Source organism: Salisediminibacterium beveridgei (genome assembly GCF_001721685.1).
Lineage (GTDB): Bacteria > Bacillota > Bacilli > Bacillales > Salisediminibacteriaceae > Salisediminibacterium > Salisediminibacterium beveridgei.
Map to the genome: position 1 here is coordinate 1166111 of NZ_CP012502.1, position 25797 is coordinate 1191907.

The following is a 25797-nucleotide window of genomic DNA, read 5'->3' on the forward strand; positions in this document are numbered from 1 at the left end:
GGATTGTGAACTTTTCGAGAAGAAATCAGGCACCTGTGATAGAATGTAGTGTGGAATTTGTGTGAGGGGTCTGATTGTTGTGAAAAAAACGTTGTTGATCGTTGTATTTATTCAATTTATTGTTTATGCAGGCTTCGGGATGGTCATTCCTGTCATGCCGGAGATTGTGACAGAGCTCTCAGGCATTGCAGGGCATATCGGAGGCATGCTGGCGATTTATTCTGTCGCATCATTTATTACGTCACCGTCCTGGGGAGCACTGGCCGATCGAAAAGGGCGAAGGCTGGTATTAATCATCGGATTAATCGGTTACGCTGTCGGATTCTTCATTTTTGCCATCTTCATTGATTCATTGATGATGATGTACCTGTCCCGCTTTGTCAGCGGGATCTTTGCCGGGGCACTGTATGCGGCTGCGATGTCGACATTGTCCGATATTTCGGATGATACCACGCGAAACCGGAATCTGGGACTTGCAGGTATGGCGATTGGCCTCGGGTTCATATTTGGACCTGCAACCGGAGGCTTGTTAAGTCTGGTCAGTCTTGCTGCACCGTTTTACTTAGCGGGTACATTGATGCTGTTGCTCGTTCCAATCGTACTGATCACAGTGAAAGATGCCTATTGGGTACCGGTGGTTGAAGTGGATAAAAGCCGCTTGCTGCCAAAATTGGAGTTGCCGGATGCGGGTCTGTTGAAGCTCTTATTGTTTATGTCATTTACAGCTTCTTTTCTGTTGACAGGGCTCGAGAGTGTGTTTCAGGTGTTTGGCATTGATCAGATCGCGATGACTCCTGCTGAAATGGGCCTCTTGTTCTTTATCGGAGGCACAGCATTGGCGATCGTCCAGGGCGGTTTCCTGCGGAAAATTAAGACGGGGAAGGAATACATCTGGATTACCGTAGGACAAGTGATGTCCGGCCTGGCGTTCGTTTTGATGGTGGTGCATTTTAATCTGATTCTCGCTGGCGTGTACCTGATTCTCTTCATTGTCGGGAATGCCATGATCCGCACCCTCAGTTTGTCTTTGATTACCCGGGCAAGCGGGAACCGGTCGGGTTATGCGTCAGGGCTGCAATTCTCTGCCGATAGTCTGGGCCGTATTTTTGGCCCGTTGGTTTTTGCATTTACGTACGATGTGTTGTCCGGAACAATCTTTTTGATTGCCGGGGGGATCTCTTTTATACTGATCATAGTGATATTATTCAATCGCAGTCGCCTGGCACAAATTGAGGCTGCCTGAAACAAAATACTGTCTTGGAGGGAACGACATTGATCGAACGTAAATCAACACGTGAAGTGGAGAATATGATTATCGCAGGGGATCTGGTGGCATCGATCCACCGGAAACTTCGGGATCTGGTGAAGCCGGGTGTTACGACAGCTGAGCTGGACCGTTTTGTCGAAAAAGAAATGAAACGTGCCGGAGCCATGCCGGCTCAAAAAGGTTATCAGGGGTATGAGTTTGCCACGTGTGCTTCAGTAAACGATGAAATCTGCCATGGTTTTCCACGAAAAGAACCATTGAAAAATGGGGATATCATTACGATGGATTTCGTATTGGACTATGAAGGTGCAATGGCGGACAGCGCCTGGACCTACGAAGTGGGGGAAGTCTCCGAGGAAGTACGGCAACTGAATGAGGTTACAAAAGAGGCGTTATACCGTGGTATTCGAGCTGCAAGAGCAGGCAACCGGATCGGGGATATCGGTCATGCGATTCAACAATTTGTCGAGCCTTACGGTTATGGCATCGTCCGGGAATTTGCCGGACATGGGATCGGTCCAACGATTCACGAAGAACCCAATATCCCGCATTACGGTCAGCCTGGACGGGGTGCAAGGCTGAAAGAGGGGATGGCCATTACCATCGAGCCGATGATCAACATCGGTGGCTGGCGCGCAAAAATGGATGAAAACGGGTGGACAGCCAGAACGCGTGACGGCTCCTTGTCCACCCAGTTCGAGCATACATTAATTATCACGGACGGCGAACCGATCGTGACAACCGAACAAGAAAAGTAAACGAAACAAAATCAGTTTTAATCAGAGGGATCAATCCTGCACGGTTGATGCAAAGAAGCCGAGGACGTAAGCGAGGTATTCCTCTGGATATTTGTAAAATCCTTGCACATGATCGGCGCCTTCGGGGATCCACAGCTCGAAGGCGTCTTCGTATGTTTCGACCATCTGAATGCTTTCAGTATGAGGGATATAGTCGTCTTCATCGCCATGAATAAAGAGAACAGGTCTTGGGTGGATAGCCTCAAGGTCGCGGATCGGACTCAGTTCAGCAGGTTCAATCCCCACCAGATGAGGAATCAGCGTCATCGTCAGTGATGTGAACGGAATAGCAGGGAGGCCGGTCCAAACAGGCAAATTCGCTTTCAGATAACGTTCGAGATCGCTGAAGGGACTGTCGGCAATGACACCATCCACTTCATCTGTAAGTGCAGCCGCAGACAATGATGCGGATGCCCCCATCGAGACACCATAGAGCAACAGCGGTTCCTCGAAATGGGTGGTCATGTAATCCACAGCACCCAATACGTCATAGCGTTCCAAGATCCCAATGGAGGTCAAATCTCCTTCAGATTCACCGGCATTCCTGAAATCAAACATCAATACACGATGCCCCTCGCCCAGAAGGCCTTGAGCCAGTGCGAAGAAACCAGCTCCGCTCTCGTGACGATTACCCCGGTAACCGTGACTCATAATGACACTTGAAACCGGATCCTCTTCAGGTTCCATCAGCCAGCCGTTCAAAGCGACACGGTCATCGTGGGCGCTGACAAAAGAGACTTCTTCATAGGGCATGCTGTACATTGCAGGATTGAGCGACAGTTCCCGGGGTTCGGTTCGTGTCATGCTGAGTCCGATATAGATCGTGATGGCAGTGAACAGCAATAGAATGAACAGCAAAGAGAATGCTGCCCACAGAAACTTACGGCGGTGTGTTTTGCGACGTGGTACCGATACAGGAATGTGTCCATACATAAATCAAGAGCCTCTTTTCGTTTCAAACTAGTATTATTAATGTACCATGCAGCAGTAAGAAATGGAAATCATACAAATATGTGTGACAATTCTTTTGATTCACCGTAAAATAGAAACAAGGATCATCTTTTTGAAAGGATGAATGTTTATGACAGCGACATTACTTGAAGATGTTGGGCATGCTTTTCAATCGCGAAGTGAGACGATTGCGACTGAAATCGTTCAGTCATTTTCCGGGGAATACGAGCGCAGTTTCACTCGTATGGCAGAAGATAAACTGATCAATGAATTCCACCATTTAACAGACCTGATCAGTGAACAGATGATTTTACAGGAATATACAGCCTTTAGTGGCAAAGTGTTTGAGTGGGGAAAACGATTCGGTCAAACGGCGATCAGATCCGGCGTCAATGTTGAAGAAGGGCTTTTGATTGTCCCTTTTTTCCGGAAAGTGATTATTCGGCATATTCGTGACATCTTCCTTAAGAACAACCATGGCATTGAGGAGTATTTCGTAATGGCGGATTTTCTTCATCCAATGATTGATCAGACTGTCTACGCCTTCACCGAAGCCTATGTGGAGCATCACCATGCGACCTATCAGCATGCGCAAGATGAGCTCTTGGAGTTGTCTGTACCCTTGGTGCCATTAACCCGTGATGTCGCAATTCTTCCAATCATCGGGACCATGAACACGCATCGCTCAGAGGAGTTATTGCATAAAGCTTTGAATCGCGGGCGTGAGCTGGAACTCAGCTTTATTATAATTGATTTATCCGGTGTACATATGATTGATACGGCTGTGGCGCACCATCTGTTTCAGCTCCATGATGCCTTGAAGGTCATTGGTATCACCGCCGTGTTTTCAGGCGTTCGTTCCGAACTGGCTCAGACGATGGTGAATTTAGGAATTTCTTTTAATCACATGCATGTCACGGGGACGTTACCCCGCGCTTTGGAGCTGGCGGGTGTCGTGATTAAAACGAAGGAGGATCAATCATGAGTCGTTATTATTGGGACTGGCTGAAAAATGACCAGGCACTGGAGATTGCCGAATGGACGTACGATTCCCCCCTCGACAGGCTTGATTTACAGGAAAATGATGAGGCACTGGACCATTTTTTGAACCCGTTTAACTGGCGGAACCGTTTTGCGGTTTTTAAGGATGATGTTCTTCTCGGATACATCGATTTCCAGCTGGAATCCGAGGCCAGCGCTTTTGTATACATGCAATGTTCCCCTGATTTTATCGGTCAAGGTGAAGGGAAAGCTTTGGCAGAAGCTGCGCAGGAAATTGTGGAAAAGCATTATGCACTGGGTGAGCTTCAAGCAAAAGTCCTTTCTATTTCCCCGGCCGGGGAACGTTTATGTGAAGAAATGGGTGGGAAGAGAATGCAAAAGGATCAAGGGATCTTTTATAGTTGGACATTCAACAGATTTTAAAGGAGGGCTCAACGTGAACTGGCGAACCATCATGATTTTGATGACGTTGATCATTGCAGCAGGATGCGCCAATGATGAGGGTGAAAATGAAGCGGGTATCAACGATGAGAATGCCAATGAAACGTCTGATCAGTCCGTGAATAACGAACAGAACGAGGAAATCGAAGAACTCGAAACGACCGTAGCGAATCTGGAGGAAGAGCGTGATCAGCTGCTCGATGAGATCAGTGCTTTGGAAGCCGAACAGCCTGATGAAGATCAAGGCGAAGAGGCAGAAACGCAGGAAAGTCCGTTTGGCGAGAATTGGACGCCGCATGGAGATCGCTTTTATGATCAGGTTTGGATGTACCAGGAACAGACAGAATTAGAAGCAGAAGTGGGATATGAACGGGAGAGTCTTGATTGGACCGCTGCATTTGGAGAAATCAGTGAAGAGTTTAATACGGAGTACCCTGATCTGGAGACGGCCGAGGATCTGGTTTACACGTGGATCGGTGAACGGAATATGTTGACGCGTCCGGATTCTTTTGATGAGCTGACTGTAAGGATGAATCATACTGAAGACAATGAGGCGGAGGCTCTGATTATGAAGTGGGGCCTGCGCGACGATGCCATAGCCGGTGAGGATTTCCTTTTGTACCTCGAGTCTGAAGACGGTACCTGGCAGATTAGGGATCTCGAGCAGCGGATCCACTGCCGCAGGGGAACGACCGAATCAGATGGCGATGTACTTTGCCAATGAACTGATCAGAGGGCAAAAGAGTAAAGGCCAGGCGATAAATTTTCATCGCCTGGCCTTTTTCTGTGCTCTATTCAGCGTGCGTTGGATTATTCGTGGTCGGTTGTTTTGTTTTCCATCCGATTCAGTCGTTCTTCAAGGTCATTAACCCTTGCTTCAAGTGCGTTGTACTCTTCTTTCGTGAACAGGTTTAAATCTGTCATCAGCTGATTCAGTCGTTCTTTTGACTGGTAGTTCCATTCCTCTTCCTTGGATTCACCTTTCTTAATCAGGTCATGATACAGCTCGTCGAACTCTTTCGGTGTGATTTTCCCTTTGACAAGCATTTCGTCAAGGTACTGATCCATCCGTTCTTTTCCTTGAACTGCGGCACCTAGACCTAATAAAAAACCCGTTTTTAAAATGTTACTCATTTTGCATTCCTCCTCATTTATAGTACGATTTATGATTCAAAACGGCTGTTGCTCTGGATAAACCGTTTGTGTCTGAAAATGGTGATCATTAAAGTAATCAACAACAGGACTGCGACGATCCCGCTGAGTGATAATACGATTGTGCTGTTTAAAAACCATCCGGCTGCAGTGAAGCCGATTGTGGCAAGCAAAATGATGACCTGCAGCGCTGTTAACAATAAAAAGCGCTGATGCTCCAACCTGGACCAGTGATGAACCTCTTCTTGCTGCCGCTTTTGTTCCGGAGCTTCTAGGAATTCATTTAAATGACGGGGCAGCGACAGGAAAGGTTTCAGCGTATCCTTGACAAGTTGAATTTGCAGGGCATCTTCATCGTCTTCCTTTTCCTGCATCCATTGATTGACAACCGGTTTCCCCAGCGTCATAAAATCGATGGACGGATTCAATGAGGTGATTACACCGAGCCCGATGGAAGCGGCCCGGCCAAGAAATGCGAATTCAGCGGGCAACTGAATCGGCTGTTCCCGAACGAATTCCTGCAAGTCCTCGAAAATTTCCTGCACGATTTCCTGATCCATCTCATTGATATTCTGTTCGAGGTAAATATCGATGTATTCCCTGAGTTTCTGCTCAATTTTGTATTTATCAGCATGGGGCAAAAGAAAGCCCAGTTTTTCCAATTGTTCGATGGCAAGCTGGTAATCATCCATGACGAAGCCCTGGATCATTTTTCGTACGTTTCGGGCATCGTTGCGGCTGATTTGACCTACCATGCCAAAGTCGAGAATGATCAACGTCCCGTCACTTTTGATCATAATATTCCCTTGATGGGGATCGGCGTGAAACTTTCCGTAATCCAGAAGCTGATCGACAAGGAACAAAAACAGCTTTTCGGCGGTCGCTATGGGGTCAATCTGATGCTCGCGGTACCAGACAAGATCCGTGACTTTTCTGGCCTCGATCCATTCCATAACCAGTACCCGCCGGGTGCAGTATTCTTCATAGAATTGAGGAATGTAGATCGATTCGCTGCCATTGTATTTCTTTTGAAAGTATTGGGCATTTCGAAGTTCCTTGTAGTAGTTCAGTTCATCCCCAACGACTGAAACAACTTCTTTATACAATGCTTTTGTGTCAATTTCCTTCCCGAATCGTGTGAAGTTCCGGGTGATCCAGAGAACGATGTTCATGGCCTTGAAGTCGGATTTAATGATTTTGTCAATATCAGCACGCTGCACTTTAATGGCGACTTCCTGTCCGTTCAAAAGTGTGCCTTTGTATACTTCTCCAATGGAGGCTGAGGCTACGGGGCGGTCACTGATATCGAGCAGAAAATAATCCAGCGGTTGTCCCCATTCTTTTTCAATAATGGCTTTGGACACTTCCGGTGGAACAGGAGGCACCTGATCGATCAAATCCTGCAGTTCTCTTAAAAAGGCTTCAGGCATAATGTCGGCGCGGGTGCTGAGGAATTGTCCGACTTTGATCATCAACCCTTCGAGATCAAGTGCCCGTTCCCTGTATTCAATCGCTTGTTTGGCAACGAGTGTTTCCCATTCTTCCCGCGTTGATGCATCCCATGCTTTATGTTTTTTGCCGAAAATATAAAGTTGCAGGACAAATTTAATAAACATCCTGACGATCACGAAAATTCTGTATAATGAAAAGTTTTTCACGGTAGTCCTCCTGTACAATCCTTATAAAAAACCAATACCCCATTTCCTGCGAAAGTATGTTACAATCAATACAAACAACAGATGTTATATGAACAAACATTTGTTTATAGGAGGTGTGACATGAATGAGAAAGAGAAGATCATCATCGAACTGATCAGACAGGACCCGTTTATCACACAGCAGGATCTTGCTGAGCGCCTGAATGTATCCCGTTCTGCTGTCGCAGGGTATATCTCGTCGTTGACTCGTCAAGGGATGATCAAAGGCAGAGCTTATGTGATGAACGAAGGACCAGGTATCCTTATTATTGGTGGTGCCAATATGGACCGTAAAATCACATTGACTGAGAAAGTCAATATGGGTGATTCCAACCCGGCAGCGACAGGCAATACGAGAGGCGGCGTGGCAAGGAATATTGCCGAAAACCTGGTGCACATGGGCATGGACCCTAACCTGCTGACCGTTCTGGGTCAGGATCAGGACAGTGAACATTTACGAAAGCATGCCGCGGAATGCGGTCTGGATCTTTCTTTGTCACTGACCAGGAGCGATCAATCGACTGGAAGTTATACAGCAATATTTAATCCGGATCACGATCTGATTCTCGCAGCTGCTGATATGGCCATTTATGATACGGTTATGCCGGATGAGGTGAGAAAAAGTTTCCGTAAGGCCGGTCATTGTGAATGGGTCGCAGTGGATACAAATTTCAGCCTTGAAGCAATGCGGGAAATACTGACACAAACAGCCGCTTCAAAAGGAACAAAGCTTGCCGTTATCCCGGTATCTGCCTCGAAATTAAACCGGATCCCTTACCGTCCGGAACAGATTAACTTGCTGATCCTGAATCATTTTGAGGCAATCACGCTGGTTAAGAACTGGACCGGTCATGTCACAGAAGATGAAAAGGAACTGATGCATCATCTGACGGAAGAAGGGGTTGAACAAGTAATCATCACAAAAGGCGCTGAAGGTGCTTATTATCAGGAAAGAGGAAGTCAGATGCGTCATCAGCCGGCACCGCAGACAAATGTTGTGGACGTTACCGGCGCAGGAGATGCATTCAGCTCGGGTGTCCTGTTCAGCTTGAGTCACAACAATCCGCTGGACGAGGCTGTGAGAACCGGACTGCTGGCCGCAAAGGCCACACTGGAATCGACAGACACCGTTACAAGCACGGTGAATGAAACATGGATAAAATCCATACAACAATCATAACAGGAGGAATGAAAAATGAATCAGCATTATCTTGAATATGCACCTGAAGTAAAAGAGGCGATGGAAAAAGGGCAACCTGTGGTGGCGTTGGAGTCAACGATTATTTCCCACGGCATGCCGTACCCACAGAACCTGGAAACCGCGATGGAAGTAGAAGATATCATCCGAAAAGAGGGGGCAGTTCCGGCAACCATTGCTTTGATCGATGGAAAAATCAAAATCGGAATGACCCAAGAAGAACTTGAAGCATTCGCTAAAGGCGATGCGATTGAGAAAGTCAGCCGCCGGGACTTCCCGAAGGTACTTGCCAAGAAAACAGCCGGAGCAACCACTGTAGCTGCTACGATGATTTGTGCAGAATTAGCCGGTATTCAAGTCTTTGTAACAGGGGGAATCGGTGGCGTTCACCGGGGCGCGGAATCCAGTATGGATATTTCTGCCGATCTTCAGGAACTGGCAAAAACGAATGTGGCGGTTGTCTGTGCCGGTGCGAAATCGATCCTCGATATCGGGTTGACACTGGAATACCTGGAGACACACGGTGTGACAGTGATCGGCTATGAAACGGATGAATTCCCGGCTTTCTATACAAGAAAAAGCGGGTATGGTGTGGACGCAACAGGTGAAAATCCCGCGGATGTTGCATCTATGCTGCAAGTGAAACGGGATCTCGGCCTTAGCGGCGGCGTCGTCATCGCCAATCCTGTACCCGAAGAGGCAGAAATGCAAAAAGAAGATGTCGATCGTATGATTCAAATCGCTTTGACAGAAGCGATTGAAGAAGGAATTAAAGGAAAAGACACCACACCTTATCTTTTAGGACGTTTGAAAGAATTGAGTGACGGACAGACGCTGGTTACCAATATTGCACTTGTGAAGCATAACGCTGTAAACGGCGCGAAAGTGGCTGTGAAGTTGAACGAACAAGGCCGGAAACAGAAGGTTTAACCACGTGATACGCAAAAAGTAAGGACCCGGCCAAACAGGCCAGGGTCCTTACTCAATCTACAGCAGGTTATTAATGACCTGAAACAGTTGTTAAGCGCATATCCATTACTTTACGAATAATCAGTACAGTGAACAGTAAGAAGATTGTAAAACCGATCCAATACGTTAAAATCCGCAAAATGTCCGCGCTCCAAGGTGAAAGAGATGTAATAAAGGATCCGCCGAAGAAAGACATCATCCCGGCGATGATAACCAGCAAATAAGGCTGTACACGTTTGAAGACAAGAAATTCCCCATTGTGTTCAGCGGGTGACATGCGATAGAGCATCATGCCCAGTATGAAAAACAGTCCGATCCCGATGAAGCGAAAGCTGAGGTACGGTCCCCCTTGTCCGCCGTCAAAAACATAGATAAATGGGGTGATAAACTCCACCCACCTCGGCAGTGGTATGACCATACCAAAATGAACATCGATCAAGTCCTGGACGAGATAAAAGACACCTAAAGGAAAAAATGCGATCAGACCGGTCAGACCAAGCTGAGAAAGCATATCTCCGGTGATCGTCCCAATCATTAAAGCAAATGTGTAGAGCAGGATAAAGCCAAGAAGCGGCTCGAGCAGAATCTCACTCAATGTCACCTGTTCAAAACTCATCTGGTGCGGGGACTGATAGATAATGGCATAGGCAACCCAGAAGTTCACAAGATGAAAGAGCGTTATGGCCAGTGTACCGTATAACCATTTGTGAAAAAAAGACGACGAACGGCTGTATGGCAAGGACAAGGTGAAATCCTGTCTCCTCGTATTTCGCTCCAGTCCAATGAGCATCGCAGCCAGTCCGATCAGGGCAATGACAAGAAAGACGGTGACTGCGCCTTCTGAGAATACTTGAATCAGATCAAAGCGTTGGACTTCATATACATAGTTGTCGATGGTATCTGCCATATCCGCCCGTTCATTCCAATGTTCGATCGACAGAGTTGCCTGAAAGGGCATATGAATGACAAAAAGCGCAAGGATAATCCAGAGTAAAAGCTTGGTATGTTTATAATTCTGATAAAACAGCGCCTTATAAAACATCATCTGTTCCCCCCAGCCGTGCGAGAAATACGTCTTCAAGCGTCAACTTCAATTCTTCGAACAACACCGGGTCATGGTCCTGAATCTCATTATAAATGGCTGAGTCCGCTGCGGAAATAAGCACAGCATATACACTGCCGCTCTGACTGACCGGCGTTACCCGTTTTAACAGGTCTGGCGGGAAAGATCCTGATTGGAAGGCCAATTGGAGTTTCCGGTAGCGTGTTTTTAATTCACCGATCGCAAAATGTTCTTCCACTTCGCCGTTTCGGAGAATCAAGACATCATCTACCATAAAATCCAATTCCTCAAGGCGGTGGCTGGCAATCATGACAGCCACTTGATTGGCCCTTGCCTGTTCAACGAGAAAATCGAGCACCTTTCGTTTCACGATCGCATCAAGACCATCTGTAGGCTCATCCAGCAGAAGATAATCCACCCGGCTCGAAAATGCCAAAATCAGCACAAACAGAGCTTTCATTCCTTTTGATAATTGGCTGATCCGGTTCACATCCGGAAGGGAAAAATGGGCACGCATGTGATTGAAATAGTCCATGTCAAACCCGGGATAGACCATCTTGTACAACGTAATTAATTCGTTCGTACTGTATGTTTTCAGGGAGTCGAGATTGTCAGGAATGAAGATCATTGTCTGTTTTTTTGCAGGATGCTTGAGGATGCTGTGATTGCCGATGAAGACATCTCCCGAACTCGGAAGGAGAATGCCGGCCATCGTTCTGAGCAGTGTGGTTTTCCCCGCACCGTTGCGGCCGATAATGCCGGTGATCGTTCCAGGGGATACTTCAAACGAAATGTTGTTCAGGATCTGTTGTTGTCTAATGGTTTTCGATAGGTTTTTGACTTTCATCTCATTTGCCTCCGAACAAGTAAAGATCAATATGTATCCAGATAACTAGTATACCCCGAAACCAGGATCAAAAAAACCGGACTCATCAATCGAGTCCGGTTTTGATTACTCACCTTCCGATGACTTGACCCACTCCGGTGTTTTTGCTTTAGCCGCCCAGATAAATACAACGGCCACACTCACTGCCAGGAGGAGCGGGGAAGCCAGCATAATCATAAATGTATGCATATCCATGGGAAAAACTCCTTTCGTCATTTTTTACCTTGAACATACTCAGGGTCAAACAGGAACATTCTCATTAATAAATACAATGACGGAATTAACAAGAACAATCCTGCAACAAAGGCAATTATCAGTGCCAGTGCCATCGATTCATTGGTGAACCCGTCATAAATGGTCAAATGCGGATAGAGTAAATAAGGCAGGTGCGCTGAACCGTACGCAAAGAAAGCCGTAAAATATTGTATGGTAACCAGAAGGAATGCAGTCCCGTAGGAGCGCTTTTGCCAAACAAGGTATACCGCACCAGCGAAAGCGACAGCAGAAACTGCGAATGCCCACCATAAATCCAGCATGTTATTAAACTGGGTGGCATTCCGCTGGCTGAGCAGCATAAACACGATGATACCCATCAAAATCGTCGGGCCCGCCCAGCTAAGTGCGTATTTCCGGACTGTGGCAAGTGCCTCATGATCCTGTGCTTTACCGGCGTAATAAACGAGGAACATCGCCGAGATAAACAGGACACTCGCGATGGCCAGAAGGACAACGCTCCAGGAATAGATGCTCGTAAATAGTTCACCGTAAAGGAGTGAGACATTGCCGTCTGAGACCTGGATATACCCACCGAGTGATACGGTGAGCACAACCGTTAATGAGGCAGGAATCAACAGTCCCGTTGCCCCGTATAGAAAGGAGAACAATTTGCTCTCTTCAGCGCCGTAGGTATTGAACGCGTAATAAGAACCGCGTATAGCCAGCAGAATGACAGCGATGCTGCCTGGAATCAAGAGCGCAGTGCCGTAATAGTAGGCTGAATCCGGGAAGAAACCGATAATCCCGATCAAGAAGAAGATCAAAAAGACGTTGGTGACTTCCCATACCGGGGAGAGATACCGTTGAATGACTTTGTTCAGGACAAAGTCATTCTTTCTGTATTTGGCGTCAAAACTGAAGAAACCGGCACCGAAATCTACAGAAGCAACGATCAGATAGCCGAAGAGAAAAGTCCAGAGAACGATGATTCCTAACAGTTCATACGTCATGATTCCTCACCCCCATTTAGAGTAGATTCGGGAATATTCCGCTTTTCCATTTCTTTCTCAACAGGATTTTCCTTGAACATCTTTCTTAATACAATGACCGAAGTGACTCCGAGCAAGGTGTACAGTGCAATGAAGAGCCAGAGCATCGTGTCCACATGATTCGATGTGGTGGCCCCTTCACTGACGGTCATGACACCGTTGATGATCCACGGTTGCCGGCCTACTTCAGCGAAGATCCAGCCTGCCTGAATCGCCAGCATGGATAGAGGTCCGCCTGCGACGATTAATTTCAAGATCAGCGGATGCATCGGATTGATCCGCCTTAACGGGTTAAGTCGGTGCTTGAAGCCGGCGGCCACGAACAAGATTGAAACCGCGGCCAGATACATCCCGATAAAGACCATGCTGTCGAAGAAATAATGCACCCATAGTGGTGGCAGGTAATCCGGATCGAAATCGTTCAGCCCGGTAACGACAGTGTCTGGTGTACCACCGGCCAGAATACTCAGTGCATATGGAATCTCCAGGGCAAAGCGGACTTCATTGTCTCCTGTCAGAATGCCGCCGAGAATCAGCGGCGCTTCTGATTCGGTCTCGAAATGCCATTCGGCAGCTGCCAATTTCTCGGGCTGATATTCGTGAAGGTATTTTCCGGAGAAATCCCCAATCACAGCGGTGGCAATCGCGAATACGGCTGCAGCGGTTATGTTCAGATGCAATGCTTTTTTGTAATATTCGGAGCCCTTGTTCTTCAGAAGCTTCAACGCAGCAACCATCCCGAGAATAAACGCAGCGGTCAAATAAGCCGTAATGATGACATGAGATATTTTCGTCGGTGTGGCCGGGTTAAACATAGCACTGAGCGGGCTGACATCTGTCAATACACCATCGACGATCTGAAAACCGGTCGGATAGTTCATAAAAGCGTTGACGGATGTAATAAAGAAGGCACTGGCCGTTGCCCCGATGACAATCGGAATAACCAAAAGGAAATGTTTCATTTTGCTTTTAAACCGATCCCAGGTATAGAGGTAAATGCCAAGGAAGATGGCTTCAAAGAAAAACGCGAAGGTTTCCATAAACATCGGCAGGCCGATGGTGTGACCGGCGGCTTGCATGAAATTCGGCCACAACAAGGCCAGTTGAACAGCAATCGCTGTCCCGGTAACAACACCGACTGCCACCGAAATAACAAACCCTCTTGCCCAGCGGCGGGCCATTAACGTGTAATGAGGATCCTTGCGCTTAATCCCCATCCATTCAGCGATGGCAATCATGAGAGGTACCCCTACACCAAGGGTAGCAAAAATAACATGGAAACCAAGCGTTGCGTAGGTTAAGATACGACTGTAGAGTACCGGATCGTATTCAATCATCATGTATTCAGTCCTTTCTCGAATGAAGTTGGTTGTACGAATGTTTTTAAACGTAGATAATGTCGGATCATAAAATTGCTTTGCACTATGTACATGTTATAAAATAAAGTCGTAAAGGTTCATAGGGGATTACCCTCATATTACGTGAAAGTATGAGCGAAATATGAACAAAATGAAAAGAGGATGTGAAATCATGCGCATTCATTTAGGAATCCGCCATCCCCTGGTCCGCTACGGGATCACGCAGGTATTGAAAGATGTCTTTGATCTTCATTATCTCGTCGTATCGGAGAGTGAATCGGAATGGCGGTCGGCAATGAAAAAATACGCTTTCGATCTGATTATTCTGCACGAAGATTTATATGAAATGTCCATTCCGGAAGTATTCTTCACGAGCAATGGATTGATCAACGAACAATACCTTAAAATACTGATCCACACATCGGCTGAAGGGAGGCACCAGACCTTATTTCGGGAGTATCAGGTCGAAGGTGTGTTTCATGAAGAAGTGGATATTGATCAATTGATGCAATTCTTTGACAAAGTTCGGCAGGGAGAACGGATAAACCTGTCACAAAGTGGACAAGGTTTTCTTGAAGATGATGAACATCCCCTTACTGAACGGGAAGAAGAAATCTTTCAATTGAAAGTGAAAGGGTTTTCGGTCAATGAGACAGCGAGAAAACTGATGATCGCGCCGAAAACCGTAGAAAATCACCGCCGGAACGTGAAGAAGAAGCTGGGTGTCAAAAAGGGACAGGACTGGTATGATTGGGCAAAGCGGCTGCATTATATCCGCTGATCAATCGTACCCTTCGCCTGCACCAACACGATGATGAATAAAATCGCTGTTTTGCAGATGATCGGTGATGAAACGTGCGAGTGATGCGGTGCCAATACGCTTGACACCTTCAGGAAGACGGTTCAATTCGAAGACGACCGGTCGTTCCTGATCGTCGTCAGGTAAATAGGTCGGGCAGATGATTGTCCAGTCAGTCTGAGACTGTCGCAGCTTCTCATACAAGGCAAGATGATCTTCGGCTGCAGCTGTGGATGATCGTTTAGACTCAGTTGATTGAAACCGGTATTTGCCTGGCTCATGCCTGGCGTCAAGTATACCGGCTGTACCAATTCCGATAAAGCGAATCGCCGGAAACTCTTCCATACGTGCAATCAGGGCGTTCGCCATACGCGATAATGTATTCTGTTTGTCCGTAGCCAGGCAGGAAATCACAAGGTCAGTGTCTTCATGGATGACGAGTCGGAGATCATCTATGTTCAGGACATTTCCTGAAACGATCACCTGAGGGTTCAGTTCCAGGTTGGCCACTTTATCCGGATCTCTGACAAGCAATGTGAGCTGATGATCCTTTTCGAGGGATTTTACCAGCTTCGAACCGGTTCTGCCGGTTGCTCCTAATACGGTAATATTCATCCTATACACCACTTTCAAAGAAAAATTGTTAATCTGTTCTAAGGAGTTTTTTGCGATGTTCGAATATGTCGATGCCTTCAGCCAGCTGATTCGTGAACCTTTTATGAATCTGGCAACGTCTGTGGAACAGTTCCCATTAGTATTCGCCCTCATCCTGGGGATCGTGGGAGCGATGGCGCCATGCCAATTTTCAGGGAATTTAAGTGCGATTACTTTATATGGCTCAAAATCGCTTCAAGAAGAGGTTTCCTGGAAACAGGCAGTATACTTTATGGCTGGTAAAATTGCCGCGTTTTCTTTACTGGGGCTGATAGTTGTTCTTCTCGGGCAGGAATTTCAGCGGCAGCTGCCACTCTTCTTTGAGCCGATGCGAAAAGTGATGGGGCCTTTGCTGATTGTAATCGGGATATACCTCCTCGGAATGTTTCGCATGGGTTGGATGGTCGATTTGTCAAAGGTGTTCGGGAAATGGCTGCCTGACGGGAAAAAATCCGGCCCTTTTATGCTCGGTTTTCTGTTCTCGCTGGCCTTTTGTCCGACGATGTTTTTGATATTCTTCGGACTGTTGATGCCCCTCTCTTTAACGGCATCAACAGGTATTGTGCTTCCTCCTGTTTTTGCCGTCGGGACTTCGATTCCTTTTGTCTTTGTGCTCTTCATCATTCAATTCCTCGATATCGGAAAGTTAAACATGCGTAAAGGAAAAAAAGCAGGTATGCTTGTGCAGCGCACAGCAGGGACACTGCTCGTCATGTTAGGCATATTTGATATGCTGACATTCTGGTAAACAGACAAATCCCCCTGCACCAAGGGGGAGGTGCAGAGGGATCCCATTTTCAGATATGGTCAAATCAGTTTCTGACGCGTTCTTCAGTATCTACATCGAAAAAGTGACACTTGTTCATGTCGAATGCCAATTCGATTTTATCACCACTGTTGATGTCCGTTCGGGAATCAACACGGGCGATGAAATCCTGGTCAGTCACTTTGGAGTACAAGTATGACTCAGAACCCATCAATTCCGCTACATCAATTATCGCATTAAAGCGGGAATCCTGGTTGGCTTCAAGGAAGACCGGCTCATCGTGGATGTCTTCCGGACGGATGCCAAGAATGATATCTTTGCCATTGTATTTTTCCAATGCTTTCAGCTTGCCGTCCGGAACGACGATCTTCATGTCACCCATTTCGAATTTACCGTCCTGGAGCTTGCCTTGCAGGAAGTTCATCGCAGGTGAACCGATAAATCCGCCGACGAAAACGTTGTTTGGATAGTCGTAAATTTCTTTTGGTTCACCAAGCTGCTGGATATACCCGTCTTTCATAACAACGATTCGGGTCGCCATGGTCATGGCTTCCGTCTGGTCGTGTGTTACGTAGATGGTGGTTGTCTGCAGACGCTTGTGCAATTTGATGATTTCAGCACGCATCTGAACACGTAATTTAGCGTCCAGGTTGGACAGCGGCTCATCCATCAGGAACACTTTCGGGTTCCGGACGATGGCACGGCCGAGTGCAACACGCTGACGCTGTCCACCGGACATTGCTTTCGGTTTACGGTCGAGCATTTCTGTGAGCCCGAGAATCTGCGCGGCGTTCCGAACACGCTCATCGATTTCTTTTTTATCAAACTTACGAAGCTTCAGTCCGAATGCCATATTCTCATACACATTCATGTGCGGATAAAGGGCATAGTTCTGGAATACCATTGCGATGTCGCGGTCTTTTGGTGCCACATCGTTCACTTTATTTTCACCGATGTACAAAGAACCTTTGGATATGTCTTCGAGGCCGGCAACCATTCTCAGTGTTGTAGACTTACCACAACCGGATGGTCCGACAAACACAATGAATTCTTTGTCATCAATGTCGAGATTGAAGTCGGTTACGGCCTGAATGTCACCGTCGAAAATTTTATACAAGCCGTCAAATTTGATATCTGCCATTGTTAAAAAACCTCCTGTGTAAACGCTATTTTTGAACTGACTTCAGTGTATCTTGTTAAGGATTACAATCCTACTGTAAGGATGCACAAAAAAAGAAAAAGGGTTTTGTGCATGTTCACACTTAGTCCCATGGTTCTTTATGTGAAATCCCTTCGAGTGCGAGCATCAGGTAGCAGGCAGCAGCATTTGGAAAATGTTTAATATCAAGGGCAGTCTTCTCAATAAATTTGTCGAGTCGGTACTGCATCGTGTTACGGTGCAGATACATTTCTTTTGCCGCGGACGATGTATTGAGATTATGCCGGAGATAGATTGTGATAGTCTCTTTTAACTCACTGTCGCCTCTAATCGCGGCCAGCGGTTCGAGCAATGTGTGTTTCATGTCGCGGGGCAACTGAAGCAAAATGAAATAAATCATCGCTTCTTGTTCGTGGAACGATTTTTTCTTGGCAAACAGCGGTTTAATGCCGTCATATATCCGGATTTCACGAGTGAACACCTGGGACACATCATCCGGTGACGGAATCAGACTGCCGGCATAAATGCCGATGTTAATAAAGAAATCGGTCGCCAGTGTATCAATGATCGAATCAAAGGGAACCGTATCTTCAAACCATTCATTGATTTCCTGCACGATCACCAGATCCTGCGGGGTTCGCCACAATTGTACGACCGTACCCGGAAAGAAACTCTCGATCACTTCATTGAGATCCGGATCGTTCTCAGGATGTGCGCTGAAATGGACATACACAAACCTGCACGGGCGCTTCACATGTTCAGAAGCCTTGGCTTTTCCATCGTCGTTTCCTTCGATTAGCCAGCGATGAAAAGAACGGGCAGGTTCATTATAAGGCGATGAACTGGGTTCTTTTGTATCAAATAATTTTTTCAGCATACCCGTTTCATCCGGTGACAGTTCCCGCTTATCAAGAATCAGTTGCTCCCCTGAATCCAGGGAGACAAGCAGCTGATACCCGGCAGGTGTTGATGCATCAGCGACAGCATGGGGGAAATGGGTTTTCAAACGGTTGATCATGGTCAGAATTCCTTTCTGGCTCTTCAGGGAAATTGAATGTCTCTGAAGAAGTGGGGGATAAGAAAAACGTATGGCTTTTGCCACTGGTTTGTTGTTCATCCGTTTTTAATGCGGATTGTGGTCCTCATACACATGATAGAGCATCAGATCATGGACGATGGCCTGAATTTCCTCCAGTTGACTTTCAGGGGGCTGTATCCATGTAATCTCGCCATTCTTATGATAATGGCCCGTACAACGTTTTTGCTGGTGGAAGAAGCTGATCAACCATTTCCCGTTCGGAATGGAGCGGTCGATTTCTTTTTGTTGAAAATGTGTGATCATACAGACAACATCCTTTCTATGTATCGATCATATCGTATCATGACTGGACCACGCTGAAAAGAAGCGGGTTTTCATCCGATGAAATTCAGGTAAAGTAATAAATGGACAGGTTTTGAAGGAGGATGAACATCGTGGACACAGCAGGATTACTCATTATGATGATTCTGATCGGGGCGGTACTCGGCGGGGGGACGAATGTGCTGGCGATCAGGATGATTTTCAGACCTTTGCAGGCGATTTATATCGGTCCTCTGCGTATACCGTTTACACCGGGACTGGTGCCAAAACGCCGTGGAGAAATTGCTGATCGGCTCGGGCGGATGGTTGAGGATTATCTGCTGACACCTGAAGGAGTTCAGTCGAAGCTGACCGGATCCGCTTTCTCCGATGAAATTGAAAAAAGAATGCAGCGTGGCATCGAAGAACTGTTGAATGATGAACGGACGATTGATGAATGGCTGGAAGAGACGTTTGAGAAAAAAGGCAATACTGCCGTCATCCGTCAGAATCTGGAGACAGGCATCAACGATAAAATTGGTGAACTGTTAAAGCAATATAAATATGTGCCTATTAAAGAAACCCTCCCTGCAGACTGGGTTGTGAAAGCAGAAGAGAAGATGCCGGTTGTCACATCAGAAATCCTGAAAAGTTTCGAAGTTTATCTGGTGAGTGATGAAGGACAGGCACAAATCCGGCGAATGGTGACGCGCTTTTTTGAATCCCGGGGCGGCGTCGGTTCCATGCTGGGAAAAGTTATCAACCGTTTTTCGTTAACCAATCTGCTTACGAAAGAACTGGTGCGATTTGTTCGGGATGATCAGACAAACCGGATGGTGACGGATCTATTGAACAGGGAAATGCATCAGGCGATGAAAAAACGGCCGGTTGATTATCTGGATGAAGCAAGAGCAGATGAACACATCCGGGAACTGATTGAAAAAATTGTGAATGAAATTCCGGTTGTCGGGGAGTGGGACAAGCCGATTAATCAGTGGGGCAGTGGTTATCATGCATTTCTCGACAAGACGGTCATTCCTGCCGTGATGGCCGGTTCCACTTCAATCGTTTCGAAATACCTCAGCCGGATGATGAAAAAGATCGGGATCAGGGATGTCGTCACCAATCAGATCAATCAGTTTCCGATTACTCAGCTCGAACAGATGATTATTTCCGTTTCGGCCAGAGAATTGAAACTGATTGCGCTTCTCGGTGCCCTGATTGGAGGCGCCATTGGTCTTTTACAGGCGATTTTATTTCTGACGTTTACACCGTATTGATGGAGTAATGAAAAAACCGGTAAGAATTTTGCCAAATCGGATGAAATGAAGTATCCATTCGTGTTATAGTCTAAGTTGATCAAAGACGAGAGGCAATTTGTGATAGGAATTACTCAATTACATTTGCTTATTCGTAATTAATGAGGAGGAACACATTTATGGCAAACCCTTATGATAAGGCACGTGAATTGGCTGGCGAATTACAAGGCAGCGAGGAATTCACAACATTGAAAGGCCTGCACGATCAGGTGAACAGTGACGAAGTAGCAAAACGTATGCTTGATAACTTCCGCAACGTACAATTAGGCCTGCAGGAAAAGCAGATGCAGGGACAGGAAATTACTGAAGAAGAGATCCAGGAAGCTCAAAAGCAGTTTGAACTGGTTCAGCAGCACGAAGTGATTTCCAAGCTGATGGAAGAAGAGCAGCGTATGAGCCAGCTTGTTGGCGATATTAACAAGATCATCACAGAGCCTCTTGAAGCACTCTACGGCACTGGTGAAGAACAATAAGTAACGATCTTAAACCGGTCATTCATCATTGAATGACCGGTTTTTGTGTGCTTTTAAGCGTGGATCCGGTACCTGGAGACAGATCATAAAAAGCTTACGCCATAAAGGGCACTGTTGCGGATGAGGTTATTCTGACATGCATAAACGTTTAATAAACGGTATACTGAAAAGAAAACAATGGCAAAGGTGGAGATTGATGATGGATCGTGAAGCGTGGTTAAAAAGAGCGGATAAAGCGATAACGGCACATGAGGAAGGAACTCCCCAACTCTTTTTATATGAACTCATGGGGTTTGAATTCCAATACGATGAAGAAGCAGAAACCGTTGCCATTAAGGCACCGGTTACGGAGATTACGTTTAACCCGGTAGGCTTTATTCACGGTGGGATCCTGCATTACCTTGCCGACACCGCCATGGGTCATTTGTGTGCGGCGTTTTTGCAAGCGCCTGCTGTATCCCTCGAACTGAAGACACAATACTTCTCATCAGCGAAAGATGGTCACATGCATGCACTGGCGTCGTTTAAAAAGCGCGGCAAAACGATTCAGTTTATTACCTGCAGTGTGAGTGACGACGAGGGGAATCTTTTAAGCGAAACTACGGGAACCTTCTACAGGCTCCCGCAATCCAGATAATCCGTTACGCATGAAAATAAAGCAGTTGCCCCTGGCTGTTTACCACACGGGCGGTGTGCCCCAAAAGGCTTTGTTCCTCCAGTTGCTTCATTCCGAGCTCGCGGCCTTCTGAATCCGTCTCAGCTTCGATGACATCATTCATCAGGTTTTTCCCGATTTTGTCGTAGGCGGTTACATAATACTTTGCCATTGGTTATCCCTCCTGGTCTGAATACTCATTCATTCTTATACCCGCAGGAAGCTGATGGAAAACCAGAACAAACGAAAGAGGTGCAGTTATGATTTCATTTATCCACTGTGCGGACCTTCATCTCGGACGCCCGGTCAAAACAAACAGTAACCTGAAAAATAACCAGGAAGAACTGGTGAAAGAAGCCGCTTACCGTTCTTTTGAGAAGATGGTTGACGAGGCTTTGGCTGAAGAGGTGGATTTCGTTTTGATTGCAGGGGATCTTTTCGATGAAGAGGTCCGGTCCCTGAGAGGCCAATGGTTTATCAAAAGGCAGTGCGAGAGGCTGAATGAAAAGGGGATAGCTGTTTATATCAGTCATGGGAATCATGACCCGCTGATCGAGGAAGAAGCAGTCGGATACCCAGCCAATGTGAAAGTTTTCCCTGTTGGTGGTGAAACATTTTTCTACCGCCATGAGTCTGGAGAAACGCTTGCAATCAGTGGATTCAGTTACCCGCAAAAAGAATTTACAGAAAAAGCCAAAGCGTATTTTCCAAACCGGACGGAAGATGCGACTTGGCACATCGGCGTTCTTCACGGTCAGGCTGGAAACAGCGCTTCGGATCACGCTCCTTATGCGCCATTTAATCTGTCTGAGCTGAGAAACCTGAGATATGATTACTGGGCTTTGGGCCATATCCATAAGCGAATGACTTTAAGTGAAGAACCGCCTGTGTATTACCCGGGAAATATGCAGGGTGCGCACCGGAAAGAATCCGGGGAAAAAGGATACCTGAAGGTCTCTATATCAGGAGGGGTTTTTACAGCTTCATTCAAGGCAACGGCGCCCGTTCAATATCAGAACGTGCATGTGGACGTTTCCGGGACCGAACAGCTGGATGATATCGTTCAGCGTTTTGCCGATGAAGTACAAGCTTTTCCCCTCGCTGCACTGACGATCGTGACGGTTATGTTTTTCGGGGAGACTTCGCGCTTTTCACAATTCGTGAACAGTCATAACAATGGCGAATTGAAAGAGCTGCTGCAAGAAGGCCTGGGAATGCAGGAGGAAGTCATTATTGATACGATCCGCTTGAAAGGTCTCGTGGATCACGAAGCGGCGGAACGATTACGGGAGGATTCACTATACAGAGATTTATTGTCAATCAGGGAGTCGCTCAGATCAAAAGAGGACTGGTTCAAAGACATAACAACCGATCTTGAACGAAATGCCCGTTACCGTAAAGTATCTGCCAAGCTTGGTTCAGTCCAGGAAGATCAGGAAATTGCTGATGAAGCTGTGGAACGGGTTACTTCTGCACTCATCCAAAAGGAGGCCGATCGATCGTGAGAATCAGCCGGATTCATATTTATGGGTATGGTAAATGGGTTGATTTCGACCTGACATTTCAAGATGATGTACCGGTGACACTTACCGGAAACAACGAAGCCGGGAAATCGACGATTCTCTCTTTTATTTATGCGGTATTATTCGGTTTTCCTGGTGGCGGAGACGACAGGAAGCCTCGCAAATCGAAACAGTACGGCGGTTTTCTTGAATTTACGAATGAGGAAGAGAAAGTCTGGCGCATTGAACGCATCGCTTCAAGGCGTAAAACCGGGGATGTGACAATCACGGCTCCGGATGGTTTGAAGGAAGGAAAAGAAGGGGTTGCACGATTTCTCGGAGGCCTTGATGAAAAGAGTTTCAAAGGCGTATTTTTGATCGATCTCGAGGGCATCAGTCAATTGTCGTCTCTGAAACCTGAAGACATGAATGAATTTCTGTATGATGCGGGCTTTGAACGCGGTAAAATCCTGACTGAAATTGAACGTGAACTGACGAAGGAGCAAGAAGAGCTTTTCAAAGCGCAAGGCCAGAAGCCGTACATGAACCAGCTCTTGTCGGAACTCGATTATCTCGACAAAAAAATACAGGAAACCGAAAAACAGCTGGGTTCATTATCATCGATGAAAAAAGAATTGGAAACGACATCCCTGCGTCAGGAAGAACTCGAGAGCGAATTCAGTGCCACGGAAACTGAACGTCGCCGGATGACGTTGGCAAATAGCTTTGAAGGAGTGATTCGGGAATGGTACACCCTTGAAAACGCAAAGGAACAAGAAGATCAATCCATTCTTGATCATTTCCCTCAAGAAGGGATCGACCGGCTGGAAAAACTTCAAGAAGAAATGGTGACCCTTCGTGCAAAAATCAGCGGGAGACGAAGCGAGAGCAAAACCTTGTCTGAAAAGATCGACTCAATGTCAAATACGATCCCAGGGGACGAAGAACTCTCACACATTCGGGAAGTGGAGAAGAATGCGAGTCTCTTCACCCATAAAAAAAGTGAGCTCGAACGCCTCGATGCGAGAGACAGAGAGAAACAGGCACGTCAGGAAGTCCTTGAAGAAAAATGGTCTTCCATTCCACGCGAAGTCTTTCAAGAAGCGGTAGCCGATGGGTATCAACTGCATCAATTTGAACAGCTGAAGATGAGGTTGCAGGAAATAAAACTCCTGGAAAAAGAAAAAGAGCAACAGTTAAAAACCGTGAGTGAACGAATCAGGCAGGCGGAACTCCGGCGGACTGAATGGCAGGAAAAGCAATTGCCGGACGAAGAAAAAGCGTCGATTCAACGGGATATGCAACATTACGAAGCTTATCAGGAACAGCAAAAACAAAACGAGCGCATCAAGCGTGATTTGTCACGTCTGGAAGAACAAAAAGAAGAACTGGATGCACGAATGCATGGACAGACCGCGCGGTTGAGGCTGGTGGGCATCATCGGGATTCTCTTGTTTGCAGGGCTTCTGTTCGTGTCGGAGTGGATCGTAGCCGGGGTTATGCTGATTTTGAGTGGTGCCTGGAGTGTAAGCATCGTGGTGGATCTCAGGCACATGAAACAAAAGAAAAAATCAATGAGAAGCGAGGCGGAAGAGCTTGAACAGTATCAGGTTGAAACGTCCCCTCATTACATGAATTTGGAAGAGCTCTCGAAAACAATGAAAGCGGATGATGAAATCCGGATGAAAATCAGTGCGCTTGATGAAGAGTTGGACCGGCATATACGAGAGAAAGAGACCATTGGAAACGATCTTCAAGATGTTCGGGAACGCCGTGATGAGTGGGGACAGGACCGGGATGAATGGCTCGCATCCTGCGGGTTTCCGGAAACGGGTGATATTCTTGTTTATGATTATTTCCTTGAAGATTTCCGGGAATGGAAAAGTATCGCCACTGATCGTCAAACAATCAAAACTGAACGAGATGAGATCGTTCGATGGATTACCTCTTACGATGATCAGGTGACAGAAGCTGTAAAGCAGATCAGCCGCTGGCGGGATGTTCCGTCAATGGAACATTCGTCATTGGAGCGTAAACTGCCCTGGCTGTTCGATGCGATGATGCGCATCACGAAGGAACAAGAAGCACTGGGGGCACTACGCTCTGAATTGTCTGCGATTAAGCGGGAGCAAGATGTGACGCAGGCGCAGCTGGATGATCTTCAGAGTCAGGCAGATACGTTATTGGAGCAAGCAGGTGCTGAAGATGAAGAATCGTTCAGGCGAATGGGCGTACAGGTTCGAAAATGGACAGAGATGAGAGAAAAAAGCCATGAACTGAATCGGCAACTAGCCGGAGGCATCCCTGATTCTTTGGAGCGGCGACTGATCGTTAAAAGAGTAATGGAAGATCCGCGTCCGGTGTCAGATCGTCTGGAGCAACTGGAGACGGATTTCGAAGCGATCAAACACCGGCGTGACCAGGCAATTGAAGAACGAACAAGCCTCCAGCAGGCGATCACTGCGATGGAGCAGGATGGTACAATGGAAGAATACATCTTTAAAAGGGATCAGAGGCTGCTGCAGCTTGAAGAAACGAGGAAACGGTATCTCGTTTCAAAAACCGCTCTTTACTATATTCACAAAATCAGAGAAACCTATGAACAAGAACGTCAACCTGAAGTGATTGCCAGAGCAAAAGCGTATTTTTCAACGCTCACAAATGGACGCTACACAGGCTTCTTCATACCAGCCGAGGGGAGCAGTTTCATCGTCGTCTCGCAAGATGGGCAACGCTTCACTCCCGCGGAACTGAGCCGGGGAACACAGGAACTTTTATATTTGGCTTTACGTTTTTCTCTTGCACTGGATGAAAGCTTCGCTCATACTTTTCCATTGATCATTGATGAAGCGCTGGTCAATCTCGATGCTGCCCGCCGGATTCGCGTCTTAAAATTATTGAAAGAACTCTCCGGGTCAAGGCAAATCCTGATTATGACCTGTCATGAATGGCTTGAAACAGAGCTCGGTTCTGAGCTGGGTGGAAACGTAAAAAAACTATCGTGAATTGTGTAAAATATCGGACTTTTTCCTCTGATATACTTGGATGAGTTACACTTTTGACCAGAAGGTATTCGACATACAATG

The 25797-nt window shown here is 46.7% G+C and carries 27 protein-coding genes; 14 read left to right on the forward strand and 13 right to left on the reverse strand.

Going from position 1 to position 25797, the window contains the following annotated elements; all coding sequences use genetic code 11:
- Window positions 1-79 precede the first annotated feature (79 nt).
- Both BBEV_RS05285 and map read left to right on the forward strand, forming a co-directional pair.
- The gene (locus tag BBEV_RS05285; RefSeq protein ID WP_069364518.1) at window positions 80-1243 is read left to right on the forward strand and encodes an MFS transporter; all 1164 of its coding nucleotides are present in this window, start codon (window positions 80-82) and stop codon (window positions 1241-1243) included.
- Window positions 1244-1272: 29 nt separating this feature from the next.
- The gene (map, locus tag BBEV_RS05290; RefSeq protein ID WP_069364519.1) at window positions 1273-2025 is read left to right on the forward strand and encodes a type I methionyl aminopeptidase; all 753 of its coding nucleotides are present in this window, start codon (window positions 1273-1275) and stop codon (window positions 2023-2025) included.
- 30 nt (window positions 2026-2055) lie between these two features.
- Here map and BBEV_RS05295 read toward each other — a convergent pair whose 3' ends face one another.
- Window positions 2056-2997, reverse strand: coding sequence for an alpha/beta hydrolase (locus tag BBEV_RS05295; protein WP_069364520.1), 942 nt, complete (start codon window positions 2995-2997; stop codon window positions 2056-2058).
- Window positions 2998-3145: 148 nt separating this feature from the next.
- On the opposite strand from BBEV_RS05295, the gene BBEV_RS05300 reads away from it, so the two are divergent.
- The 3 genes from BBEV_RS05300 to BBEV_RS05310 are packed head-to-tail and all read left to right on the forward strand — an operon-like array spanning window position 3146 to window position 5182.
- Complete coding sequence (locus tag BBEV_RS05300; RefSeq protein ID WP_069364521.1) at window positions 3146-4000, forward strand: STAS domain-containing protein; 855 nt, start codon at window positions 3146-3148, stop codon at window positions 3998-4000.
- On the forward strand, window positions 3997-4440 hold the full coding sequence (locus tag BBEV_RS05305; RefSeq protein ID WP_069364522.1) for a GNAT family protein: 444 nt from the start codon (window positions 3997-3999) through the stop codon (window positions 4438-4440). Before BBEV_RS05300 ends, BBEV_RS05305 begins: the two co-directional genes overlap by 4 nt.
- A 13-nt stretch (window positions 4441-4453) precedes the next feature.
- Window positions 4454-5182, forward strand: a complete 729-nt coding sequence (locus BBEV_RS05310) for a hypothetical protein (protein WP_069364523.1) — start codon at window positions 4454-4456, stop codon at window positions 5180-5182.
- An 86-nt stretch (window positions 5183-5268) separates the two neighbouring features.
- Here BBEV_RS05310 and BBEV_RS05315 read toward each other — a convergent pair whose 3' ends face one another.
- The gene (locus BBEV_RS05315; protein WP_069364524.1) at window positions 5269-5592 is read right to left on the reverse strand and encodes a phasin family protein; all 324 of its coding nucleotides are present in this window, start codon (window positions 5590-5592) and stop codon (window positions 5269-5271) included.
- Between the two features lie 29 nt (window positions 5593-5621).
- A complete protein-coding gene (locus tag BBEV_RS05320) occupies window positions 5622-7268 on the reverse strand; it encodes an ABC1 kinase family protein (protein ID WP_084007236.1) in 1647 nt (548 codons plus the stop codon).
- A gap of 120 nt (window positions 7269-7388) precedes the next feature.
- On the opposite strand from BBEV_RS05320, the gene BBEV_RS05325 reads away from it, so the two are divergent.
- On the forward strand, window positions 7389-8486 hold the full coding sequence (locus BBEV_RS05325; RefSeq protein WP_069364525.1) for a PfkB family carbohydrate kinase: 1098 nt from the start codon (window positions 7389-7391) through the stop codon (window positions 8484-8486).
- Window positions 8487-8501: 15 nt separating this feature from the next.
- Entirely contained in the window at window positions 8502-9434 is a 933-nt protein-coding gene (locus tag BBEV_RS05330) for a pseudouridine-5'-phosphate glycosidase (protein ID WP_069364526.1), read from the forward strand.
- A 70-nt stretch (window positions 9435-9504) separates the two neighbouring features.
- Here the strand turns inward: BBEV_RS05330 and BBEV_RS05335 are convergent, their stop codons facing one another.
- The 5 genes from BBEV_RS05335 to BBEV_RS05350 all read right to left on the reverse strand — a co-directional run bounded on the left by BBEV_RS05335 (window position 9505) and on the right by BBEV_RS05350 (window position 14024).
- A complete protein-coding gene (locus BBEV_RS05335; protein ID WP_069364527.1) occupies window positions 9505-10515 on the reverse strand; it encodes an ABC transporter permease in 1011 nt (336 codons plus the stop codon).
- Window positions 10505-11383, reverse strand: a complete 879-nt coding sequence (locus tag BBEV_RS05340) for an ATP-binding cassette domain-containing protein (RefSeq protein WP_069364528.1) — start codon at window positions 11381-11383, stop codon at window positions 10505-10507. The genes BBEV_RS05335 and BBEV_RS05340 overlap by 11 nt, the downstream gene beginning before the upstream one ends.
- 105 nt (window positions 11384-11488) lie before the next feature.
- The gene (gene cydS, locus BBEV_RS17890) at window positions 11489-11617 is read right to left on the reverse strand and encodes a cytochrome bd oxidase small subunit CydS family protein (RefSeq protein WP_267887774.1); all 129 of its coding nucleotides are present in this window, start codon (window positions 11615-11617) and stop codon (window positions 11489-11491) included.
- Between the two features lie 17 nt (window positions 11618-11634).
- Window positions 11635-12648, reverse strand: coding sequence for a cytochrome d ubiquinol oxidase subunit II (locus BBEV_RS05345; RefSeq protein WP_069364529.1), 1014 nt, complete (start codon window positions 12646-12648; stop codon window positions 11635-11637).
- The gene (locus BBEV_RS05350) at window positions 12645-14024 is read right to left on the reverse strand and encodes a cytochrome ubiquinol oxidase subunit I (RefSeq protein WP_069366608.1); all 1380 of its coding nucleotides are present in this window, start codon (window positions 14022-14024) and stop codon (window positions 12645-12647) included. The genes BBEV_RS05345 and BBEV_RS05350 overlap by 4 nt, the downstream gene beginning before the upstream one ends.
- A gap of 193 nt (window positions 14025-14217) precedes the next feature.
- On the opposite strand from BBEV_RS05350, the gene BBEV_RS17960 reads away from it, so the two are divergent.
- Window positions 14218-14826, forward strand: a complete 609-nt coding sequence (locus BBEV_RS17960; RefSeq protein ID WP_069364530.1) for a LuxR C-terminal-related transcriptional regulator — start codon at window positions 14218-14220, stop codon at window positions 14824-14826.
- Here the strand turns inward: BBEV_RS17960 and BBEV_RS05360 are convergent, their stop codons facing one another.
- Entirely contained in the window at window positions 14827-15459 is a 633-nt protein-coding gene (locus BBEV_RS05360) for an NAD(P)-dependent oxidoreductase (RefSeq protein ID WP_069364531.1), read from the reverse strand.
- A gap of 55 nt (window positions 15460-15514) precedes the next feature.
- On the opposite strand from BBEV_RS05360, the gene BBEV_RS05365 reads away from it, so the two are divergent.
- On the forward strand, window positions 15515-16246 hold the full coding sequence (locus BBEV_RS05365) for an urease accessory protein UreH domain-containing protein (protein ID WP_069364532.1): 732 nt from the start codon (window positions 15515-15517) through the stop codon (window positions 16244-16246).
- Window positions 16247-16310: 64 nt separating this feature from the next.
- On the opposite strand, the gene BBEV_RS05370 is transcribed toward BBEV_RS05365, so the two are convergent.
- The 3 genes from BBEV_RS05370 to BBEV_RS05380 form a co-directional block, all read right to left on the reverse strand.
- Window positions 16311-17405 (reverse strand): ABC transporter ATP-binding protein, encoded by a 1095-nt coding sequence (locus BBEV_RS05370; protein WP_069364533.1) that lies wholly within the window; start codon window positions 17403-17405, stop codon window positions 16311-16313.
- A 121-nt stretch (window positions 17406-17526) separates the two neighbouring features.
- Window positions 17527-18540 carry a PucR family transcriptional regulator gene (locus BBEV_RS05375; protein WP_069364534.1) on the reverse strand — a complete coding sequence of 338 codons (1014 nt, stop codon included), beginning with the start codon at window positions 18538-18540 and terminating at the stop codon, window positions 17527-17529.
- Window positions 18541-18546: 6 nt separating this feature from the next.
- On the reverse strand, window positions 18547-18765 hold the full coding sequence (locus BBEV_RS05380; protein WP_069364535.1) for a DUF5342 family protein: 219 nt from the start codon (window positions 18763-18765) through the stop codon (window positions 18547-18549).
- Window positions 18766-18896: 131 nt separating this feature from the next.
- On the opposite strand from BBEV_RS05380, the gene BBEV_RS05385 reads away from it, so the two are divergent.
- The 3 genes from BBEV_RS05385 (at window position 18897) to BBEV_RS05395 (ending at window position 21191) form a co-directional block, all read left to right on the forward strand.
- Window positions 18897-20042, forward strand: coding sequence for a DUF445 domain-containing protein (locus BBEV_RS05385; protein ID WP_069364536.1), 1146 nt, complete (start codon window positions 18897-18899; stop codon window positions 20040-20042).
- Window positions 20043-20200: 158 nt separating this feature from the next.
- The gene (locus BBEV_RS05390; RefSeq protein WP_069364537.1) at window positions 20201-20554 is read left to right on the forward strand and encodes a YlbF/YmcA family competence regulator; all 354 of its coding nucleotides are present in this window, start codon (window positions 20201-20203) and stop codon (window positions 20552-20554) included.
- A gap of 199 nt (window positions 20555-20753) precedes the next feature.
- Window positions 20754-21191 (forward strand): PaaI family thioesterase, encoded by a 438-nt coding sequence (locus BBEV_RS05395; protein ID WP_069366609.1) that lies wholly within the window; start codon window positions 20754-20756, stop codon window positions 21189-21191.
- 4 nt (window positions 21192-21195) lie between these two features.
- On the opposite strand, the gene BBEV_RS05400 is transcribed toward BBEV_RS05395, so the two are convergent.
- Entirely contained in the window at window positions 21196-21381 is a 186-nt protein-coding gene (locus BBEV_RS05400; RefSeq protein ID WP_069364538.1) for a YhzD family protein, read from the reverse strand.
- An 88-nt stretch (window positions 21382-21469) separates the two neighbouring features.
- Between BBEV_RS05400 and BBEV_RS05405 the strand changes: the two genes are divergently transcribed.
- Together BBEV_RS05405 and BBEV_RS05410 are read left to right on the forward strand one after the other, a co-directional pair.
- Window positions 21470-22714 (forward strand): metallophosphoesterase family protein, encoded by a 1245-nt coding sequence (locus BBEV_RS05405; RefSeq protein ID WP_069364539.1) that lies wholly within the window; start codon window positions 21470-21472, stop codon window positions 22712-22714.
- Entirely contained in the window at window positions 22711-25716 is a 3006-nt protein-coding gene (locus BBEV_RS05410; protein WP_069364540.1) for an AAA family ATPase, read from the forward strand. The genes BBEV_RS05405 and BBEV_RS05410 overlap by 4 nt, the downstream gene beginning before the upstream one ends.
- Window positions 25717-25797 lie beyond the last annotated feature (81 nt).

Bases quoted from the DNA above. Each gene is read 5' to 3' on its own strand.
- BBEV_RS05395 (WP_069366609.1), top strand. From the start codon at position 20,754: ATGGATCGTGAAGCGTGGTTAAAAAGAGCGGATAAAGCGATAACGGCA.
- BBEV_RS05330 (WP_069364526.1), top strand. From the start codon at position 8,502: ATGAATCAGCATTATCTTGAATATGCACCTGAAGTAAAAGAGGCGATG.
- BBEV_RS05340 (WP_069364528.1), bottom strand. From the start codon at position 11,383: ATGAAAGTCAAAAACCTATCGAAAACCATTAGACAACAACAGATCCTG.
- BBEV_RS05335 (WP_069364527.1), bottom strand. From the start codon at position 10,515: ATGTTTTATAAGGCGCTGTTTTATCAGAATTATAAACATACCAAGCTT.
- BBEV_RS05350 (WP_069366608.1), bottom strand. From the start codon at position 14,024: ATGATTGAATACGATCCGGTACTCTACAGTCGTATCTTAACCTACGCA.
- BBEV_RS05315 (WP_069364524.1), bottom strand. From the start codon at position 5,592: ATGAGTAACATTTTAAAAACGGGTTTTTTATTAGGTCTAGGTGCCGCA.
- BBEV_RS05365 (WP_069364532.1), top strand. From the start codon at position 15,515: ATGTTCGAATATGTCGATGCCTTCAGCCAGCTGATTCGTGAACCTTTT.
- BBEV_RS05325 (WP_069364525.1), top strand. From the start codon at position 7,389: ATGAATGAGAAAGAGAAGATCATCATCGAACTGATCAGACAGGACCCG.
- BBEV_RS05400 (WP_069364538.1), bottom strand. From the start codon at position 21,381: ATGGCAAAGTATTATGTAACCGCCTACGACAAAATCGGGAAAAACCTG.
- BBEV_RS05295 (WP_069364520.1), bottom strand. From the start codon at position 2,997: ATGTATGGACACATTCCTGTATCGGTACCACGTCGCAAAACACACCGC.
- BBEV_RS05305 (WP_069364522.1), top strand. From the start codon at position 3,997: ATGAGTCGTTATTATTGGGACTGGCTGAAAAATGACCAGGCACTGGAG.
- BBEV_RS05390 (WP_069364537.1), top strand. From the start codon at position 20,201: ATGGCAAACCCTTATGATAAGGCACGTGAATTGGCTGGCGAATTACAA.
- BBEV_RS05300 (WP_069364521.1), top strand. From the start codon at position 3,146: ATGACAGCGACATTACTTGAAGATGTTGGGCATGCTTTTCAATCGCGA.
- BBEV_RS05370 (WP_069364533.1), bottom strand. From the start codon at position 17,405: ATGGCAGATATCAAATTTGACGGCTTGTATAAAATTTTCGACGGTGAC.
- BBEV_RS05375 (WP_069364534.1), bottom strand. From the start codon at position 18,540: ATGAACAACAAACCAGTGGCAAAAGCCATACGTTTTTCTTATCCCCCA.
- BBEV_RS05345 (WP_069364529.1), bottom strand. From the start codon at position 12,648: ATGACGTATGAACTGTTAGGAATCATCGTTCTCTGGACTTTTCTCTTC.
- BBEV_RS05405 (WP_069364539.1), top strand. From the start codon at position 21,470: ATGATTTCATTTATCCACTGTGCGGACCTTCATCTCGGACGCCCGGTC.
- BBEV_RS05360 (WP_069364531.1), bottom strand. From the start codon at position 15,459: ATGAATATTACCGTATTAGGAGCAACCGGCAGAACCGGTTCGAAGCTG.
- BBEV_RS17960 (WP_069364530.1), top strand. From the start codon at position 14,218: ATGCGCATTCATTTAGGAATCCGCCATCCCCTGGTCCGCTACGGGATC.
- cydS (WP_267887774.1), bottom strand. From the start codon at position 11,617: ATGGATATGCATACATTTATGATTATGCTGGCTTCCCCGCTCCTCCTG.
- BBEV_RS05380 (WP_069364535.1), bottom strand. From the start codon at position 18,765: ATGATCACACATTTTCAACAAAAAGAAATCGACCGCTCCATTCCGAAC.